The sequence below is a fragment of the Marinobacterium sp. BA1 genome, from assembly GCF_041155135.1.
GTDB lineage: Bacteria > Pseudomonadota > Gammaproteobacteria > Pseudomonadales > Balneatricaceae > Marinobacterium > Marinobacterium iners.
This window is the reverse complement of the sequence record NZ_BAAFHC010000001.1, coordinates 487280-503864: the sequence shown is the minus strand read 5'-3', so window position 1 is coordinate 503864 and position 16585 is coordinate 487280. Positions and strand designations below refer to the sequence as shown.

The following is a 16585-nucleotide window of genomic DNA, read 5'->3' as shown; positions in this document are numbered from 1 at the left end:
AATGAACCATCTGAATATGGATGCGCACCTGATTGACGGTGACGTAGGTGACGAACAGCATCACGTACACAAACAGTGCGTTGAGCCGATCGAACAGCGACCTGCAACAGCTCACTACTGGAGCGCCGGTGGCGCCGGCCACGTACCGGGCTGGTACAAAGTCGCGCACGATGGCGAGTGGTGGTTCTGGCGCACTGATAGGGATTGCTGGCTGCACGCCCCCTGTCCAGCGGGTGAGGTGCTTCGTAACCTGGTTGCGTTGCCGCCGCTGGACAACGCCACCTACGTGACAGGTAGCCACTATTTTCGTCTAGGCCAGTACGGCTGGGAGCACTGGGAAAGTGGCTCGAAACAATGGACCCCTTGCGACGCGCCCAACCCCGGCAGCGTAGACCGCGTTATTCATCCCGGCCTCAAGCCCAACGCTTCGGAAATACCGAACAGTTCAGATCATATTGCTGACGCCGGGGAAATGGTGGAAGGCGCCCCCGCAGCGCTCGAAGCCAAGCGCCAGCAGTTGCAGCAAGACCATTCCGGTGACACCACCAAAAAGCCCAGCATGGTCGATCTGTACCCGAAGTATTACAAGGACTTCACCGGCGTAGATGAAGTGGATGTGTACATGGTTCACGACCGCTTCCAGATCAATGATCCGTCCGGGTGCATCCATCATGCCAGCAAGAAGCTGCTGTTGTGTGGCGTACGCACCGGCGGCAAGGATATGGCAACCGAGATCAAAGAAGCCCGCGACACACTGACGCGAAAGCTGCAACTGATGGGTGTGGAGAAATGACAACAGAACAACTTGAGCAAGCAACCCGGCTTTGGAACCGGGTCTGCACTCTACAGCAGAGCATTACCAGCCTTGGGCATGGCGGCCTGACCGATATCGTTATGCGCTTCGATGATGGCACAGCCAAGCGCATTACGGATGAATCCTTGATACTGGCCCGCGCCGGTATTGAGCAGGCATTCAGACAGGAGATCGACCAGATCAAGTATGTGCTGCGCACCGAGTTTGGCGTGACCGAAACTGTGCGGGAGGTGGCATGAATCCACCAAAGGCATACCCAAGAGGCGGAAGATGTGCCGCCTGCAAGCACCGTGACGCCGACTGTTCATGGCGTGACTTTGAATCCATGCCGCCGATGCAAAAGGACGGCGAGGAGATGATCGTGAAATGCACAGAATTTGAGAGGATCGAGCGATGAACGAGATCGAGAAAATGCGCAGCGAATTGGAGCGGCTGCAGCAGCGGATAGACGACCGGCAGGCAACAGGCATCTCTGAAAATGATCCGGTACTTGCCCGAATGATCGGACGCAAGGTGGAGCTGGAGCGTGCGATGAGCATGATCGAGCGGTTGCGAGAAGGCATGCAGCGAGATGGCGAAATCATGAACAACATGATCGCTGCAAACCAAGCCGCATGGATTCAATGGCAGCGCGGCCAAGGGGCTGAGGCTGCAATGGTATGGGTGCATAACGGCTTGGACGGCCTCGGCCTTATCCCTGACGAAAGCGAGGCTTGGTCAGATGACCCTCAAGCCTACTACGACGCCAACAAAGCAGCCCCCTTCCCTGTTTGCCACTGCGGCCGCCCGTCGAACCAACTCTGGATGGGGCATGGTGCGTGCTGCCATGAGCACATGAAAGAGATCCAGCAGAAGGAGCAAGCCAATGAAGCGTAACGTACTGATGGACGGCAACGGCTCCGACACAGTGATGATTGAAGGCTTGGGAGTGTATGTGCCGGTGAGTCAGGTTCGCTCGATGCAGGCCGAGCTGGAGCGGTTGCGTACCGCCAATCTCGACAGCGTTGCGGTGTGCGAGCAGGCGCTGCAGGCGAAGACTGCAGTAGAGCAAGAGCGCGATCAGCTGAAGGATGAGGTGCCGCCTAATGAGTGTGGTTCAAACCGTTACGGCCTTGATTGCTCATATTTCCGTGGCGTAATCAACCGCGAACTAAACCGCCCACTGGTCGACTTTAAACCAGATGAGTTGGCCCGCGTCCTGATGCGCATGGCTGTCACAGCAGATGCGGCTGTTTTGAGTGAGCCTGAATTTTTACGGCGCGTTGATCTCGCCCAGCACGACGCCGAGGTGATTGAGCGGGCGTTAGATCATCTTGAAAGAAGAGCAACGGAGGAAGGGTACTTCACTATCGACCCTATTTGGTTGAAGGAATACGCGGATCAACTCCGCCAGCAAGCCAAGGAGGCGCAGTCGTGACAGGCAACAAATTCTTCCGCGCCCTGCCCTACATCGTAATTTCGCTGGCTTTAGCAGTGGTGTTCGGTGTCGGGTATGGAATTTATGGGATTTATCAGTGGGTGGCGGGATGAACATTCTCAGCAGAATAACCGGACGCAGGTATCACTACCTTGTTCGGTTCCGGTACCGACCTGATAGCGGTAGTGATAGACAGTACGCCGATCAGGTGATGACCATCTGGATAGACGATCAGCGGCTTATCAACGATCAAAGAACGCTCAAGCAAACGTGCTGGAGCATTGAGGAGCTTCCGTTATGGATGCGGAAAAACGGAACTCTGCAGATCGAGCAGATCAATTATCTCGGCTGGTTCAAGCCGAAGAAGGTAGCGAGAGGTAAAACATGACCTGCATCGGCCAAGGCATAGCTTTCGCCGGACTGGCAATCGCGGCAGCCATGCTTGAAATCCACGATAAGGACGCAGCCGGGCTTTGGTTGATAATCGTTCTTTGGTGGGTATTTGCAGACTGGCATCCAAAGGAAAAAGCCAATGACCCTACCCCTTGATGTATCCCGTTGTTCTGGCCGGTACAGCTTCCTGAAAACTGATTATTGCCCAGAGCGACACACCTGTGAACGGCATCTGGCGTGGATTGAGCGGGATGCTGAGGCCGGTATCCAGAATTACAAAGGCATCCCGGTCAGCATGGCTGTGCGGGATTGTGAACACAAGATTGAGGTGAGTGAAGAGTGAGTATTGGAACAGGTATGACAGGCAGGCACCTGCCGTCAATGCAGAAGGATGAATGGTTAACGCCGCCGGAGATCATCAAGGTGCTAGGGCCTTTTGATCTCGACCCTTGCAGTCCTGCTGATCGCAGACCGTGGGATACCGCTACAGTCCATTTAGGCGTTGAGGATAACGGTCTGGATTGGGAATGGTTCGGTAGGGTTTGGTTGAATCCGCCATACGGCAGGGAGGCGGCAAAGTGGTTGGAGCGCATGGCAGATCACGGCAACGGCATTGCACTGGTCTTTGCACGCACCGAAACGGATATGTTCTTCCGTCACGTATGGCAGCGAGCGCACAGCATTCTGTTTATCAGGGGACGCCTGCATTTCCACCACGTAGACGGAACAAGGGCCAAGGCAAACAGCGGCGCACCTTCTTGTCTGATTGCATACAGCGATGCTGACACGGAGGTACTGAGGAGCTGCGGCATTGAAGGCCAGCTGGTTGAACTCCAGCAAAGTGAATCGAGTGCAGCATGAAGAAATCAAAACTCGCGCTGGCTTGTGCTGAGGCAATGACGGCACCGATGACTGCACAAGCCGATGCGGTGCTCTATGGTCCCGGGCTGATCACGATTGATGACCCGGGCATGCGAAAAATAGAACGCCAGCTGCACTGGAGACGGGCTGAATCAGTCACTCAGACACACGAGCCGCAGCCAGTACCCTCAACCTACTGGGACTGGCGAGCGGTGTCGCGGCAGATAAATCGGAGGAAGTGATGGAGCTATTACCCTGTCCTTTTTGTGGAAGCTCTCCCGTATTTCCAGAGGCAAAGCATGTTTTAGGCACTTTCTATGAAGGCGGGTGTGAGGACTGCGGCATTCCGACAATCTCCATTCAGATTATCGATTGCTTTGATTACCCGAGAGACAAAATCCACGACACATGGAATGAAGAAACCCTTCAGTATGGAATTGAATATATAGAAGTTGCACGAGCCAAGGCACTAACCGCATGGAATAGCCGAATGACATATGCGCCAGCATCAACTAAATGTGACAAAGCAACACAGGAATAGGATCATGAGAGAAGAGATCAGTCCTAAACAGAACGAAAAGCTCACCCTTGGCGACAGCCTGTTCATTGCAGAACTGACGGGCTATATCTCGTTGGAGATGTGGGCCTTGTATGAGGGCTGCACAACCAACGCTATCCGAGTGCGGGTATCCAAAGGCATCTGGCAAAAGGGCAAACACGTGGTGACGCCAAAAGGCGGAAAGTCCATGGTGAACTTGAAGGCGGCAAAACAATGGCTGGAAGGAAAAGGCAGCTCCCGCGTGGCGTAAAAATCCGGCAATACGCCAACAGCGAAGCAATCCAAATCGCGTTTACCTACAAAGGCATCGAGTGCCGGGAAACGCTCAAGCTACCGGCCACAGCCGGCAACCTCCGATACGCCGAAAACCTGCGCCATGAGATACTGGCCGAGATCGAACGCGGCACATTCAACTACCAAGAGAAGTTCCCCGAGAGCAAACGCGCTGCAAAGTTCGGCTTCCAAACGCGGCGACCATTCATGCGAACCCTGTTCGATGAAGCCCTAGAGATGAAAAAACCGCAGCTGAAGAGCTCATCGATCAAGGCCTACACAAACTCGGTTGAACTACAGCTCAAGCCCGTCTTCGGTCACCTGCGCATCGATATGATCACCCCGAAGGTTATAAGGGATTGGTTTGTAAACTCAGGTCTTTCTGCAAAAACGTTGCGCACGCACAGGATAATGCTCGACTTTACACTGAACTGGGCAGTGCAAGAAAAGATGATCCCAAGCAACCCAAGCGACTCACTGAAGCTGGAACACATACTACCCAAGAAGCAGCTATCCAGTGACTACGAACCAGACCCGCTCAACAAAAGCGAGATTGCCGCCGTCATCAATGCCGCCGATGACTGGTACCGGCAGATGATCATCACCTGGCTGTTTACCGGCGTGCGACCGGGTGAACTTCTGGGCCTGCGCTGGTCTGATATCGACTTCAAGAACCGCGCGATCCACATCCGCCGCGCCCGGGTTATGGGTGTCGAGGATACCCCCAAAACAAGTACATCCATCCGACAGATCGACATGCTACCGATGGTGTACGATGCTCTGCAGACCCAGCGCCAGCAGACCTATTTCATATCAGGTACTGACGGGTACGTGTTCCTGTCCAAGCACCAGAAAAAGCCCTTCAACGATCACCGGGGCCTTGGCCGTGCTGCGTGGAACCCAGCCATCAAAGCAGCCGGCATCCGACACCGCAACCAGTACCAAGCTCGCCACACATTCGCCAGCCAGATGCTGACCGAAGGCAACGACCCATGGTGGCTTGCACGTCAGCTTGGTCATAAGGGCATTGAGATGATCAACCGCGTATACGGCAAGTGGATACCGGACAACGGGGCTACCGCATACCAGCCGAAAGGCGACTGGTCAGAAGTCGTGACAAATTCGCACGCTGGCCGCACGGATTGAAACAAACTTTAAAAACCGCCTTTGTTTACAGCCGGTTATAGCAGCATGCGACAAAGACGCGGACTATGTAGCACAGAAACTGGGGCTGTAACGCCCCTTTAGAAGTAATACACCCGCTCTTCAAGCATGATCGACCGGTGCAGCGCCTGCTCTGACCGGTCGATCAGCTCATCCGCTGTCAGACCATCATCCGGGCTCACCGCCACGCCGATATTGATGCAAAGCCCCGGCAGATCCGCTTGCTGCATCTGTTCCAGCGCCGCCGCCAGCTTGTTGATCACTCGCTCAATGGCTTCCGGGCAGTCGATCTGTTCCAGCACCACCAGCCAGGCGCCTGAGTCCAGCCGCGCCAGCGTATCACCCTTGCGAATCTGCTCCTGCAGCACTTGCGACATCCGCCTAAGACTGTTGTTGTAGCGCCCCTCCGCTTGCTCCGGCTGCTGCCCGCTGAGTTGCAGCGACAGAAACACAACATACTCCTGAGCTCGCTGGGCGCGCTGCAGGGAGTGCTCCAGGCGTGCCCGCACCTTCATGTCTGCTGCCGGCGGCAAGTTGTCCTCACTCAAAGGTGCCAGCGGATGTTGCAGGCGGTACAACGGTGTCATGTCACGCCCAGTAATCAGAACCGAATCGATCGCCTCGTCATCGCCGACTCCGGGGGTCACCTCGAATCGAATCAGACGTGGGCTGGAATCAGGCACCTCCAGCCAGCGCTCCAGATCCTTGCGCTCGTCCGCCACCATCAGTTCACGCAAGACAGGCAACGGGTAGGCCTTGCCCAGCAGCACTTCACGAGATTTGCCGGTGAGACGCGCAAACGCAAGATTACACCAGCTGCAGGTTCCATCCAGACTCAGGACCAGAATCAGCTCCGGCAACTGGTCCATAAGGGCATACAGGTGTTGCGGGTTTACAGCCTGTACTGTTTTTTGTTCTGTGCTGCTGGCACTCATTGGGGGGCTTTCCTGATCTGGTTGTTACAAAGTCTGTCGGGCCTGACACGATAACCAATCCTGCGCCATCTGACCAGATTGTCTCGACCTGTCAGGCCATCAGGTGCGACAATTTGTCACCTTCACGGCTTACCCCTGCTCACCTAAACTGGAGCTCGAATGAATACGCGCACCGATACTGCCATGGACTGGCTGAAGCCACTGCTGATGGCACTGTTGATGATCGGCCTGCTGGCCAGCTTCTGGCTGGGTGCACGCTTGATCCAAGAAAGCCTCAGCAGTGGGACGCATGCCCAAACAGTGGACTGTGACCTGCAACAGGGGCCGTGCCAGTTTGAACTGGACGGGGTATTGATGCAGCTTGAAGCAACACCGAGACCTCTGCGATCATTACTGCCGTTCGAGCTGTTTCTGAAGGTACAGGGTGAACGGGATATTACCCAAGTTAATGCAGAGCTGCAGGGGGTAGATATGTATATGGGACAGAACCGTTTCAACCTCACAGCTGAACCCGGCAAAAGCAACCTATGGCGCGGACGCAGCGAGCTCGCCATCTGTACCACCGGCGAGATGCGCTGGTACCTTCTGCTGATGCTTGAAACGGCCACCGGGCAGAAACAGGCCCGATTCGAGTTCAATGCCCGATGAATACACAGCTGAAAACACTCAAGATATTGCTGTTACTGACCGCCTTTCTACTGGCGGGGCTTACGCTCGCGTTCGTATTGCGGCCACAGCCAGTCGAGACACGCATTGCACAGGGCGATACCCGCCTTGGCGGCGATTTCACCCTGACTTCTGCCACGGGGCCGGTATCCCTGTCCGACTTCAGGGGGCAGGTTGCCGTTGTATATATCGGCTACGCCTCCTGCCCGGATGTATGCCCCACTGCGCTGGCCGTGCTGACCCAGGCACTTCGCAACCTGGATGACACTCAGCGCGAACAGGTACAGGGCATTTTCATCAGTGTTGACCCGGAGCGAGACACCCCCGAGAAGCTGGCACAATACACCGCTTTCTTCTCACCACGCTTGATCGGTGTTACCGGCAACAAGAGTGAAATCGACAGAGTGGTGAAACAATATGGCGCTTTCTATCGACGCGTAGAGATGCGTGATTCTGCGTTGGGATATGCCGTGGATCACTCATCAAGGCTTTACCTGATCAATCGCGAAGGACAGCTGGTGGACACACTGCTGCACAACAGCACCCCGGATGAACTAACGCTGCACCTTAAACAACTTCTCGCCGAACAAGGATAACATCATGACTCGATTGTCGACTCTGCTGACCGCCCTTTGCCTGAGCAGCTCCATGGCCTTTGCCGCCGATATCAGCGTTGAACAACCTGTTGCCCGCGCCACACCACCGGGCCAGCCTAACAGCGCCGCATTCATGCAACTGGTCAACAAGGGCGAGACAACCGCGCTGGTCGCAGCCAAGTCATCCGTGGCAGACGTGGTTGAACTGCACACGCACACCAATGACGAAGGTGTAATGCGCATGCGCAAAATCGAGAAGATTGAACTGCCCGCCGGAGAAACTACTGTACTGCAACCCGGTGGACTGCATGTAATGCTGATCGGCTTGAAGCAACCGCTGCAGGCCGGCAGTCAGATCGACCTCAGCCTTGAATATGCAGATGGCAGCCAACAGCAGGTTGAGGTTCCTGTACAAATGGCGATGCCGGCCGGCATGCAGATGCAACAGCAAAAACACGGTAGCCACTGAGCCCGGAATGGACCGGAGCCTGCAGGCTCCGGTTCAGCACATCTTGCAGCCGCGCAAGCGTGCATCGAAATGGCTGTAAATTGCCAGGCAGGCTTCCTTCTCGCTTGCCACACCCAAAAATTGACTGTTGTAACCTTCCACATAGTGCATGCTGCGCAGTTCGGGATCCAGCTTGTCCGTCTCAACCCGATACGACTTGAAGCCTACCCGGTAAACACCGGCATAATCCGCATAAGTCAGCTTCCCGCCGTCCACCGTTACGGGCGGGCCTGACCGAGGCAGCTCCAGTGCAGGCACTTTCAGCGGATTGTCAGTGTGCAGAGCCAGAAAAAAGTCTGCCTGCCCAGCGGTATCAAATACACCCAGCACCCAGCTGGCGTCTTCATTCCAGGCATAAAGATACCAGAACACCTCAGCCCCACGACTCAGCGCCAGGCGCTGGTAGTAAAACTGGTCAGAGCGGGCACACTCAAGCGTCAGCAACCGCTCCTGATTTGGCAGTTCACATGACGCATCCGGCAGGCAACTGGCCCAGTCGGTTGCCTGAATCATCAGGTTACGCATATTCACACTCGTCATGTCCGAGGCAGAACTGTTCCGGCTGAAGGGGTTCTGTGCCATATTCTTGCTGCAGTCCTTCCACCAGCGTTCTGACCCGCGGCGGCAACCCCCGCTGCAGTATCATCTGCACCTCAGCCAGTACCGACTGCCTGAAGCCATCGCTGGCACCGATACCGGCACTGAGATTATCGGCACTGAAGTGAAACTTGCGTCCGGCGGACATATTGAAGATCCACTCGTAGGCCTGTGGACGCACTTCAACACGTTCGAACTCGGCCTGTTCATCCGCAGTGCGTCCATCCGGCTTGTACCAGTAACCAAAATCTTCCAGCAGACGACGCTCGGGACCCGCCACGCACCAGTGTGCAATTTCGTGCAGCGCACTGGCATAAAAGCCATGCGCAAAGATGATGCGATGATGCGGATGAACCTGATCGGCCGGCAGATAGATCGGCTCATCGTCACCCGCTACCAGTTCAGTATTGTAGCTGAGAAGAAAAAGGCGGTTGAACAGCCGAATCAGCGGCTGGTAATCCGGTTCAGTCACTGATGTACTCCTGCCAGCGGGTATCGTTGAGCCACCAGGTACTGCCGGTGTTACGATCAATCCTGACCGCCACATACCCTTTGCGATCCTGGTCCGCTCGGTGCAGCAGCACTTTATAGTCCCCTTGCGATGGCGCTTGCTGCTCCTGTAGCGGACGCCATTCACCTCTGTCCGCAAGCCAGGTCGAACCGTTCAGTCGGTGGTAACGCAGCAGAATCCAGTCGCCGTTGCGTGTATAGGTCGTGCCGAGTGCATATTCACCGTCCGAGGAACCGGTATTGTCGAGCGAATTCAACACCTGCATCAGCTGCCCGATCACCATATCCAGCTGTTCACTACCATTGGCAGCTGTTCCCGAGGCTTCAGATTCAACATCCACTTCACTTGTAGCTGCAGTACTGCTGCTGATCAGCTGCAAGCGATTGAGCACCATCTGGTTTTGCTCCTGCAGCCGCTGATTATCGGAGCGCAGTTGCAGCATCTGCTCCTGAATGAGCGTAAGGCGACCACTGAGTTGATCAAACTGGGACTGGCTCGAAATCGTTGGTGCAGCAGGTGGCTGCTGTTCGGGACGTGAGCGATCTTCGCTGGCAGATTGACCGCCAGAGGCTTCTGCCCTTGCACCATCACGCACCTGCTGAGTTTGTGGGGCTTCGTCAGAGGCGCTTTCCGGCCGCGTCTGATTGGTGGCATTACACCCCAAAAGCAGGGCGCTCAACAGCAAGGGAGTTAATTTGATGATGCGCACATTAGCCTCGGGTCACCGTAAAATGTGTAGTTATCTTATCCGATCTAGCCGCCGGCATCAGCATTGCCTGAATCCGTTTCATGACCCAATTGCAAACGCTGCAGCTTGCGATACAGGGTACGTTCACTGACTCCCAGGCGCCGTGCCAGTTCCCGACGTTCACCGCTGAAGCGGGCACTGACTTGCTCCAGATAGCGGTTTTCAAGCTGATCCAGTGGCATCAGCGGCAACGCATCCAGATCCTGCTGCGGCAGCGGTTGTATCTCCAGGCATTCCTGTGGCAAGTGCTCCGGCTGAATAACGCCATCATCGGCCAGCAGAATCCCGCGCTCCAGAATGTTGCGCAGCTCACGGATATTCCCCGGAAAGGCATAGTGCTGCAGCAGGTCGAGCGTTTGCGCAGCCAGCGTCACCCCCACTCCACCCGGCAGACGTTGCAGCAGCGACGCCGTCAGCAATGGCAGATCTTCTATACGCTCATGCAACGCCGGCAAGGGTACCGGAAACGCTGAAATCCGATAGTAAAGATCCTGACGGAACAGCCCTTCTCTCACCCGCTGACGCAAATCACGGTGAGTCGCACAGACCAGCCGGAAATCGGCATGTTGTGGCTCAACACTGCCCACGGGCCGAAAGCTGCCGGTTTCGATCAAACGCAACAGCTTGACTTGCAGACTGAGCGGAATTTCGCCAATCTCATCCAGAAACAACGTGCCACCTCGGGCCGCTTCCACCAGCCCCTTCTTGCGACTGACTGCACCGGTAAACGCCCCCCGCTCATGACCGAACAACTCACTTTCAAACAACCCTTCACTCAGGCCGGAGCACTCCACTGTTACGAATGGCGCACGCGCACGCGGGCTGCTCTCATGCAAGGCACGCGCAACCAACTCCTTTCCGGTACCGGACTCGCCCAGCAACAGCACAGTGATTTCACTGGGCGCCGCGCGATGGATCAATGACAACATGCGAGTAAAGGCAGGCGCACGCCCAACCAGCCCTTCCTGATCACTGACCTGCGCCCGCGCTTCGCGTACCTGGTGCATCACTTCCAGAAACCCGGTCAGGCGCCCGCGCGCATCGGTCAGCGGCATCATTTCCACATCCACATGCTCGTCACCATAGGGCGTGTTGTGCAGATGCAATACACGTTGACGCTGACCACTCTGACGGCATTCCTTCAACGGGCAGGATTCCCCCGCCTGGTCACAGGGCACCGAATAACCGTGTGACACCTCATAGCAGGTGCGGCCAATCACCTCCCGTTCACCCGCATAAAGGGCACGGTAAGACTGATTGGTTGCCATGACTCTGTATTCAGTCGACAGCAATGCTGCCGGTTCGGGTATTGCTTCCAGCATTGTCGCAGGATCAAACGGCCCGGTTTGTTGCATCGACTACCTCCATATTTCACCTAAAGCCTTACCGCCACAGATGTCAGCCACGCCATCAACGACTGACATTATTGACGCTCCGCGACACTTTGTCACTTCCACCAACGCCAAGATCAGCGTAAAACTCCAGTCACTATTGTGATCTACACTTGATGAATACTGACTTATGCAAAAATGTTACCCATTACAAACAAATTGAAATATATGGCACAGGTCCTGCATTATTGCAGGCAGTCGCATTACGCACTCGGTTTTAACCTGCAACAGGAGACTGGTAATGATCACTGAGGAAATCGTTGATCTTTCCCGGCTACAGTTCGCCATAACGGCGCTGTATCACTACCTCTTCGTCCCGCTGACGCTGGGACTGTCATTCATGCTTGCCATCATGGAGTCGGTTTACGTCATGACCGGCAAGCAGATCTACAAGGACATGACCAAATTCTGGGGCAAGTTGTTTGGCATCAACTTTGCTCTTGGGGTCACTACCGGTCTGACCATGGAATTCGAGTTCGGTACCAACTGGGCTTACTACTCGCATTACGTAGGCGATGTGTTTGGCGCTCCGCTGGCGATCGAAGGCTTGATGGCATTTTTCCTTGAATCAACCTTTGTCGGCCTGTTCTTCTTTGGCTGGGAACGACTGTCCAAGGTCAAGCACCTGATGGTGACTTGGCTGGTCGCACTGGGCTCAAACCTGTCTGCACTCTGGATTTTGGTGGCCAACGGCTGGATGCAGAATCCGGTCGGTTCCGAGTTCAACTACGAAACCATGCGCATGGAGATGACCAGCTTCGCCGAAGTGTTCCTCAACCCGGTAGCGCAGGTGAAATTCGTCCATACTGTTTCAGCAGGGTATGTCACCGCAGCCATGTTCGTGTTGGGCATCAGCGCCTATTACCTGCTTAAGGGGCGCGACCTTGCTTTTGCACGCCGCTCATTTGCGATCGCATCCGCTTTCGGTCTGGCCTCTATTCTGTCGGTGATCCTGCTGGGCGACGAGTCCGGTTATGAGCTGGGTGACGTGCAGAAAACCAAGCTGGCCGCAATCGAAGCTGAATGGCATACCGAAGCGGCACCGGCAGCTTTTACCCTGTTCGGCATGCCGAATGATGAGACCATGAACACCGACTACGCCGTCAAAATCCCTTATGTGATGGGTATCATCGCGACTCGGTCGTTGGATGAAGAGGTCACTGGCATCCGTGACTTGATTGTTGAGCATGAAGCCCGTATCCGCCGCGGCATCTACGCTTACGAGGTACTGCAGAAACTGCGCAATGGTGAAGTGACCGAAGAGCTTGAGGCCGAATTTGATCGCGTCAAAGTCGATCTGGGTTACGGTTTGCTGCTCAAGCGGTATACCGAAAACGTGGTCGATGCCACTGAAGAACAGATTCAGGCAGCCGCCCGGGATACAATCCCAAGTGTTGCACCGATGTTCTGGGCCTTCCGCATCATGGTCGCCAGTGGCTTCTGGATGTTGCTGGTATTTGCACTCGCATTCTATTTCACTGCCAAGCGCACAGCCTTTACCAAACGCTGGTTGCTCAAAGCGGCATTGTTCTCCATTCCAGCCCCCTGGATCGCCAACGAGATGGGCTGGTTTGTTGCCGAGTATGGCCGTCAGCCATGGGCAATCGGTGAGATTCTTCCCACCTTCGTTGCACCATCGGTACTGACCAAAGCTGACCTGTTGGGCAGTCTGGCCGCCTTTATCGTGCTGTACACCCTGCTGGCGATTGTTGAGATCTACCTGATGGTGAGATTCTCGCGCATCGGCCCCAGCAGCCTGCAAACCGGCCGCTACCACCACGAGCAGGATGAGCAATCCGCTTCCGAGCCGGCCAAGGCCTGATCAGGCAAGAGGAGAGATACGATGCTATTCGATTATGAAACACTGAAACTGATCTGGTGGGTGCTGGTTGGCGTGTTGCTGGTCGGCTTCGCCATTACAGACGGCTTCGATATGGGGGCCTGTGCCCTGCTGCCTTTTTTGGGCAAGACGGATGACGAACGCCGTGTGGTAATCAACACGGTAGGCCCACACTGGGAAGGCAACCAGGTCTGGTTTGTTACCGCTGGTGGCGCATTGTTCGCTGCCTGGCCTGCGGTTTATGCCGCGGCCTTCTCGGGCTTCTACTGGGCGATGCTGCTGGTGCTGTTTGCCCTGTTTTTCCGCCCGGTCGGTTTTGACTACCGCTCCAAACTGACCAATACCAAATGGCGCAAAGCCTGGGATATGGGGCTGATTGCCGGAGGTGTCGTTCCCTCACTGGTTTTCGGTGTAGCCTTTGGCAACCTGCTGCTGGGCGTGCCCTTTCAGCATGACGAGCTTTTACGCCCAAGCTACTCTGGCAACCTGTTCGGTTTGCTCAACCCCTTCGGCCTGCTTTGCGGTGTTGTGAGCCTCGCAATGCTCTCAATGCACGGCGCCGTCTGGGTACAGCTGCGCAGTCACGGCGTGGTAGAACTGCGCGCCCAGCGTTATGCCCAGTTACTGTCAGTGGTGACACTGGTGGCCTTTGCGCTGGCCGGCATCTGGCTCAGCATGGGCATCGATGGTTATCGCATCATCAGCCAGCCCGCACTGGATGCACTGCCCAACCCGCTGGCCAAGGAAGTTGAAGTCGCAGCCGGCGCCTGGCTGAGCAACTACAGCCTCTACCCGCTCAGCATGCTGGCACCCATCACCGGTTTCACCGGTCTGATTGGCGTCTTCCTCATGGCAGGACGTGGGCGCACAGGATGGTCATTCCTGTTCAGCGCACTGGCATTGGCCGGTATCATTGCCACTGCGGGGGTTTCCATGTTCCCGTTCGTGATGCCATCAAGCCTGAGCCCGAACTCCAGCCTCACGCTGTGGGACGCTGCCTCCAGTCACCTGACCCTGAATGTGATGACCATCGCCGCCATCATCTTCGTACCAACCGTTCTGGGCTACACTCTGTGGTGCTACCGCTCCCTGTGGGCCAAGATTTCGGTGGAATACATTCAGGACAACGATTACTCATCCTACTAAAGGAGATTCAGCCATGTGGTATTTCGCCTGGATTCTCGGTGTGCTTCTGGCCTGCGCATTCGGCATCATCAACGTGATGTGGCTTGAGGCCGAAGATATCGACAGCGAATGATTCGCTGACGCTATGATCATCTCTCCCCAAAGGCGCCCGCACAGGCGCCTTTTTATCGTCTGATCAACGGTGCGTCCATTCCGGTTTGCGCTTGTTGATGAACGCATCAATGCCTTCCTGTGCATCTGCCGTCAGCATGTTTTCCACCATCACCTCACTGCAGGCCGCATAGGCATCCGCCAGCGGCAGCTCACGCTGGCGCTGGAACGCCTGCTTGCCGATCTGCAGCGTGCGACGTGATTTGGATGCTATCTTGCCGGCCAGTTCAGCGGCCGCCTGATCCAGATCGGACTCAGGCACCAGACGATTCACCAGACCGATCTCGTAGGCGCGTTGTGCATTGACCAACTCGCCGGTCAGCAGCAGCTCCATCGCATGCTTGGGCTGCACGGCACGGCTCAGCGCCACCATCGGTGTGGAGCAGAACAGGCCGATATTGACACCAGGGGTAGCAAAACGGGCATTATCCGCCGCCACTGCCAGATCCGCCGTGGCAACCAGCTGACAACCTGCGGCCGTCGCCACGCCGTGAACCTGAGCGATCACCGGTACAGGGAGGCTGACGATGCGCTGCATAAGCCCGGCGCAGGTCTGGAAGGTACAACGGTAGTAGTCTTCTTCGCCCTCACCCAGCATTTGCTTGAGATCATGGCCAGCACAGAAACCTTTGCCTGACCCCTTGATCACCACACAACGAATGGTGAGGTCATCAGCAATGGCATCAAGCTCAGCATGCAATGCCTGCATCAACTCCATGGAAAGGCTGTTGTAGGCGTCGGGACGGGAAAGCATCAAGGTGGCCACGCCTTCGTGGTCCTGACGCTGCAGTAATGAATGAGTCATGCGGTTACTCCCTTTTTGTTGTTATTCGGGTTTACCCGAATATCGGTCAAAAGGGAGCAGCAGGTCAAGCCGGTTTTTCAGACCGAGAGAATATCGATCTTCTCCATCACCTGTACACCCGACCCACCAGCTGTAGCTTCATCATCTTCACCTATTGGGCCTGCCATGGCCTGCATGGCCGGGCCAATACCGTGCGGAAAGCCCAGCTGCAGGTTTTTGAAATCAAACAGTTGTGGATCGGCCAGATGGGAGGGCACCACATTGCACAGGGCACGGAACATGGTCTCAATCCTGCCAGGATGGGATTTATCCCAGCCCTGCAGCATCTCCTTGATCACCTGACGCTGCAGGTTCTCCTGCGAGCCGCACAGGTTGCATGGAATGATCGGGAATTCACGCAACTCGGCGTATTCCATGATGTCCTTTTCACGGGCATAGGCGAGCGGGCGGATCACCATGTTCTTGCCGTCATCGGACACCAACTTGGGCGGCATCGACTTCAACTTGCCACCGAAGAACATGTTGAGAAAGAAGGTTTCCAGAATGTCATCACGGTGATGACCGAGCGCAATTTTGTTGGCCCCGATCTCATCGGCAAAGCCATACAGCGTGCCGCGGCGCAAGCGTGAACAAAGACCACAGGTGGTTTTGCCTTCAGGTACCACCGATTTAACGATGGAGTAGGTATCTCGTTCAACGATATGAAACGGCACACCCAGAGACTCAAGGTAGGCCGGCAGTACCTCTTCGGGGAAGCCAGGCTGCTTCTGATCCAGATTGACCGCCACCAGCTCAAACCGGATCGGCGCGCTTTTCTGCAGGTTCATCAGAATATCCAGCATGGCAAAGGAGTCCTTGCCACCAGACAGGCAGACCATCACCTTGTCGCCGTCTTCAATCATGTTGAAGGCTTCGATCGCCTGCCCCATTTCACGGCGCAGCCGCTTTTGCAGCTTATTGAGGCGGGTTTTCTTCTGCTTATCGAGGCTATCGGTCTGCATGGTTAGTTACTACTGATGACGGGTTAAAAATTGAGCACAGATTATACATGAATAGCGCTGCGGATAATAAACCCGATATTTTAATGCAGCCCTGATCCATTAAATAAAAAACCTCTAATTTAATGGAACCTTCATGCCCTAAGGGCTATGCTTTTTGGCTGAACTCCAACATCAACGTGGCGCAGTTCTGGGTTAACCGTGCAGCTGATC

At 55.6% G+C, this 16585-nt stretch carries 25 protein-coding genes; 18 read left to right on the top strand and 7 right to left on the bottom strand.

The genetic code is table 11. The annotated features are described in order from the left end of the window. Position 1: 1 nt before the first annotated feature. The 12 genes from ACAM29_RS02395 (at position 2) to ACAM29_RS02340 (ending at position 5463) form a co-directional block, all read left to right on the top strand. Positions 2-793 (top strand): hypothetical protein, encoded by a 792-nt coding sequence (locus ACAM29_RS02395; protein WP_369623078.1) that lies wholly within the window; start codon positions 2-4, stop codon positions 791-793. Then, positions 790-1053, top strand: coding sequence for a hypothetical protein (locus ACAM29_RS02390; RefSeq protein ID WP_369623077.1), 264 nt, complete (start codon positions 790-792; stop codon positions 1051-1053). The genes ACAM29_RS02395 and ACAM29_RS02390 overlap by 4 nt, the downstream gene beginning before the upstream one ends. Before the next feature lie 154 nt (positions 1054-1207). Continuing rightward, positions 1208-1690 carry a hypothetical protein gene (locus tag ACAM29_RS02385; RefSeq protein ID WP_369623076.1) on the top strand — a complete coding sequence of 161 codons (483 nt, stop codon included), beginning with the start codon at positions 1208-1210 and terminating at the stop codon, positions 1688-1690. Beyond that, positions 1680-2231: a hypothetical protein gene (locus tag ACAM29_RS02380; protein ID WP_369623075.1), complete on the top strand. Its 552-nt coding sequence runs from the start codon at positions 1680-1682 to the stop codon at positions 2229-2231. The genes ACAM29_RS02385 and ACAM29_RS02380 overlap by 11 nt, the downstream gene beginning before the upstream one ends. Before the next feature lie 109 nt (positions 2232-2340). Beyond that, positions 2341-2619, top strand: coding sequence for a hypothetical protein (locus ACAM29_RS02375; protein WP_369623074.1), 279 nt, complete (start codon positions 2341-2343; stop codon positions 2617-2619). Then, positions 2616-2780 (top strand): hypothetical protein, encoded by a 165-nt coding sequence (locus tag ACAM29_RS02370; protein WP_369623073.1) that lies wholly within the window; start codon positions 2616-2618, stop codon positions 2778-2780. Before ACAM29_RS02375 ends, ACAM29_RS02370 begins: the two co-directional genes overlap by 4 nt. Then, on the top strand, positions 2764-2967 hold the full coding sequence (locus ACAM29_RS02365) for a hypothetical protein (protein WP_369623072.1): 204 nt from the start codon (positions 2764-2766) through the stop codon (positions 2965-2967). The genes ACAM29_RS02370 and ACAM29_RS02365 overlap by 17 nt, the downstream gene beginning before the upstream one ends. Before the next feature lie 38 nt (positions 2968-3005). Continuing rightward, positions 3006-3485 (top strand): DNA N-6-adenine-methyltransferase, encoded by a 480-nt coding sequence (locus tag ACAM29_RS02360; protein ID WP_369623071.1) that lies wholly within the window; start codon positions 3006-3008, stop codon positions 3483-3485. After that, positions 3482-3727 (top strand): hypothetical protein, encoded by a 246-nt coding sequence (locus tag ACAM29_RS02355; protein WP_369623070.1) that lies wholly within the window; start codon positions 3482-3484, stop codon positions 3725-3727. Before ACAM29_RS02360 ends, ACAM29_RS02355 begins: the two co-directional genes overlap by 4 nt. Further along, a complete protein-coding gene (locus tag ACAM29_RS02350; RefSeq protein WP_369623069.1) occupies positions 3727-4026 on the top strand; it encodes a Lar family restriction alleviation protein in 300 nt (99 codons plus the stop codon). The genes ACAM29_RS02355 and ACAM29_RS02350 overlap by 1 nt, the downstream gene beginning before the upstream one ends. Positions 4027-4030: 4 nt before the next feature. Beyond that, positions 4031-4294 carry a hypothetical protein gene (locus ACAM29_RS02345; protein ID WP_369623068.1) on the top strand — a complete coding sequence of 88 codons (264 nt, stop codon included), beginning with the start codon at positions 4031-4033 and terminating at the stop codon, positions 4292-4294. Further along, complete coding sequence (locus ACAM29_RS02340; RefSeq protein ID WP_369623067.1) at positions 4258-5463, top strand: DUF3596 domain-containing protein; 1206 nt, start codon at positions 4258-4260, stop codon at positions 5461-5463. The genes ACAM29_RS02345 and ACAM29_RS02340 overlap by 37 nt, the downstream gene beginning before the upstream one ends. A gap of 98 nt (positions 5464-5561) precedes the next feature. Here the strand turns inward: ACAM29_RS02340 and ACAM29_RS02335 are convergent, their stop codons facing one another. Next, a complete protein-coding gene (locus ACAM29_RS02335; protein WP_369623066.1) occupies positions 5562-6416 on the bottom strand; it encodes a diguanylate cyclase in 855 nt (284 codons plus the stop codon). Positions 6417-6575: 159 nt separating this feature from the next. Between ACAM29_RS02335 and ACAM29_RS02330 the strand changes: the two genes are divergently transcribed. The 3 genes from ACAM29_RS02330 to ACAM29_RS02320 are packed head-to-tail and all read left to right on the top strand — an operon-like array spanning position 6576 to position 8147. Further along, positions 6576-7064 (top strand): hypothetical protein, encoded by a 489-nt coding sequence (locus ACAM29_RS02330; protein ID WP_354405846.1) that lies wholly within the window; start codon positions 6576-6578, stop codon positions 7062-7064. After that, a complete protein-coding gene (locus tag ACAM29_RS02325) occupies positions 7061-7678 on the top strand; it encodes an SCO family protein (protein ID WP_091826553.1) in 618 nt (205 codons plus the stop codon). Before ACAM29_RS02330 ends, ACAM29_RS02325 begins: the two co-directional genes overlap by 4 nt. A gap of 4 nt (positions 7679-7682) precedes the next feature. Beyond that, entirely contained in the window at positions 7683-8147 is a 465-nt protein-coding gene (locus ACAM29_RS02320; RefSeq protein WP_091826554.1) for a copper chaperone PCu(A)C, read from the top strand. Between the two features lie 33 nt (positions 8148-8180). Here ACAM29_RS02320 and ACAM29_RS02315 read toward each other — a convergent pair whose 3' ends face one another. From ACAM29_RS02315 to ACAM29_RS02300, 4 genes are read right to left on the bottom strand one after another with little or no spacing between them, the layout of a single operon-like run. Then, complete coding sequence (locus tag ACAM29_RS02315; protein ID WP_354405842.1) at positions 8181-8711, bottom strand: hypothetical protein; 531 nt, start codon at positions 8709-8711, stop codon at positions 8181-8183. Then, complete coding sequence (locus ACAM29_RS02310; RefSeq protein ID WP_369623065.1) at positions 8704-9255, bottom strand: elongation factor P hydroxylase; 552 nt, start codon at positions 9253-9255, stop codon at positions 8704-8706. The genes ACAM29_RS02315 and ACAM29_RS02310 overlap by 8 nt, the downstream gene beginning before the upstream one ends. After that, positions 9248-10003 carry a hypothetical protein gene (locus ACAM29_RS02305; RefSeq protein WP_369623064.1) on the bottom strand — a complete coding sequence of 252 codons (756 nt, stop codon included), beginning with the start codon at positions 10001-10003 and terminating at the stop codon, positions 9248-9250. The genes ACAM29_RS02310 and ACAM29_RS02305 overlap by 8 nt, the downstream gene beginning before the upstream one ends. 44 nt (positions 10004-10047) lie before the next feature. Further along, positions 10048-11397 carry a sigma-54 interaction domain-containing protein gene (locus tag ACAM29_RS02300; RefSeq protein ID WP_369623063.1) on the bottom strand — a complete coding sequence of 450 codons (1350 nt, stop codon included), beginning with the start codon at positions 11395-11397 and terminating at the stop codon, positions 10048-10050. Positions 11398-11674: 277 nt separating this feature from the next. Here ACAM29_RS02300 and ACAM29_RS02295 point away from each other — a divergent pair, with 277 nt between their 5' ends. Genes ACAM29_RS02295 through cydX form a run of 3 tightly spaced genes read left to right on the top strand, consistent with a single transcriptional unit; the run spans position 11675 to position 14531 of the window. After that, positions 11675-13255, top strand: coding sequence for a cytochrome ubiquinol oxidase subunit I (locus ACAM29_RS02295; RefSeq protein WP_091826561.1), 1581 nt, complete (start codon positions 11675-11677; stop codon positions 13253-13255). Positions 13256-13276: 21 nt separating this feature from the next. Next, complete coding sequence (gene cydB, locus ACAM29_RS02290; RefSeq protein WP_091826563.1) at positions 13277-14419, top strand: cytochrome d ubiquinol oxidase subunit II; 1143 nt, start codon at positions 13277-13279, stop codon at positions 14417-14419. Between the two features lie 13 nt (positions 14420-14432). Continuing rightward, positions 14433-14531: a cytochrome bd-I oxidase subunit CydX gene (cydX, locus tag ACAM29_RS02285; protein WP_206834746.1), complete on the top strand. Its 99-nt coding sequence runs from the start codon at positions 14433-14435 to the stop codon at positions 14529-14531. A 63-nt stretch (positions 14532-14594) separates the two neighbouring features. On the opposite strand, the gene ACAM29_RS02280 is transcribed toward cydX, so the two are convergent. Then, positions 14595-15374: an enoyl-CoA hydratase gene (locus ACAM29_RS02280; protein ID WP_369623062.1), complete on the bottom strand. Its 780-nt coding sequence runs from the start codon at positions 15372-15374 to the stop codon at positions 14595-14597. Between the two features lie 77 nt (positions 15375-15451). Then, positions 15452-16375 carry a tRNA 2-thiocytidine(32) synthetase TtcA gene (ttcA, locus tag ACAM29_RS02275; protein WP_369623061.1) on the bottom strand — a complete coding sequence of 308 codons (924 nt, stop codon included), beginning with the start codon at positions 16373-16375 and terminating at the stop codon, positions 15452-15454. Positions 16376-16585: the final 210 nt, after the last annotated feature.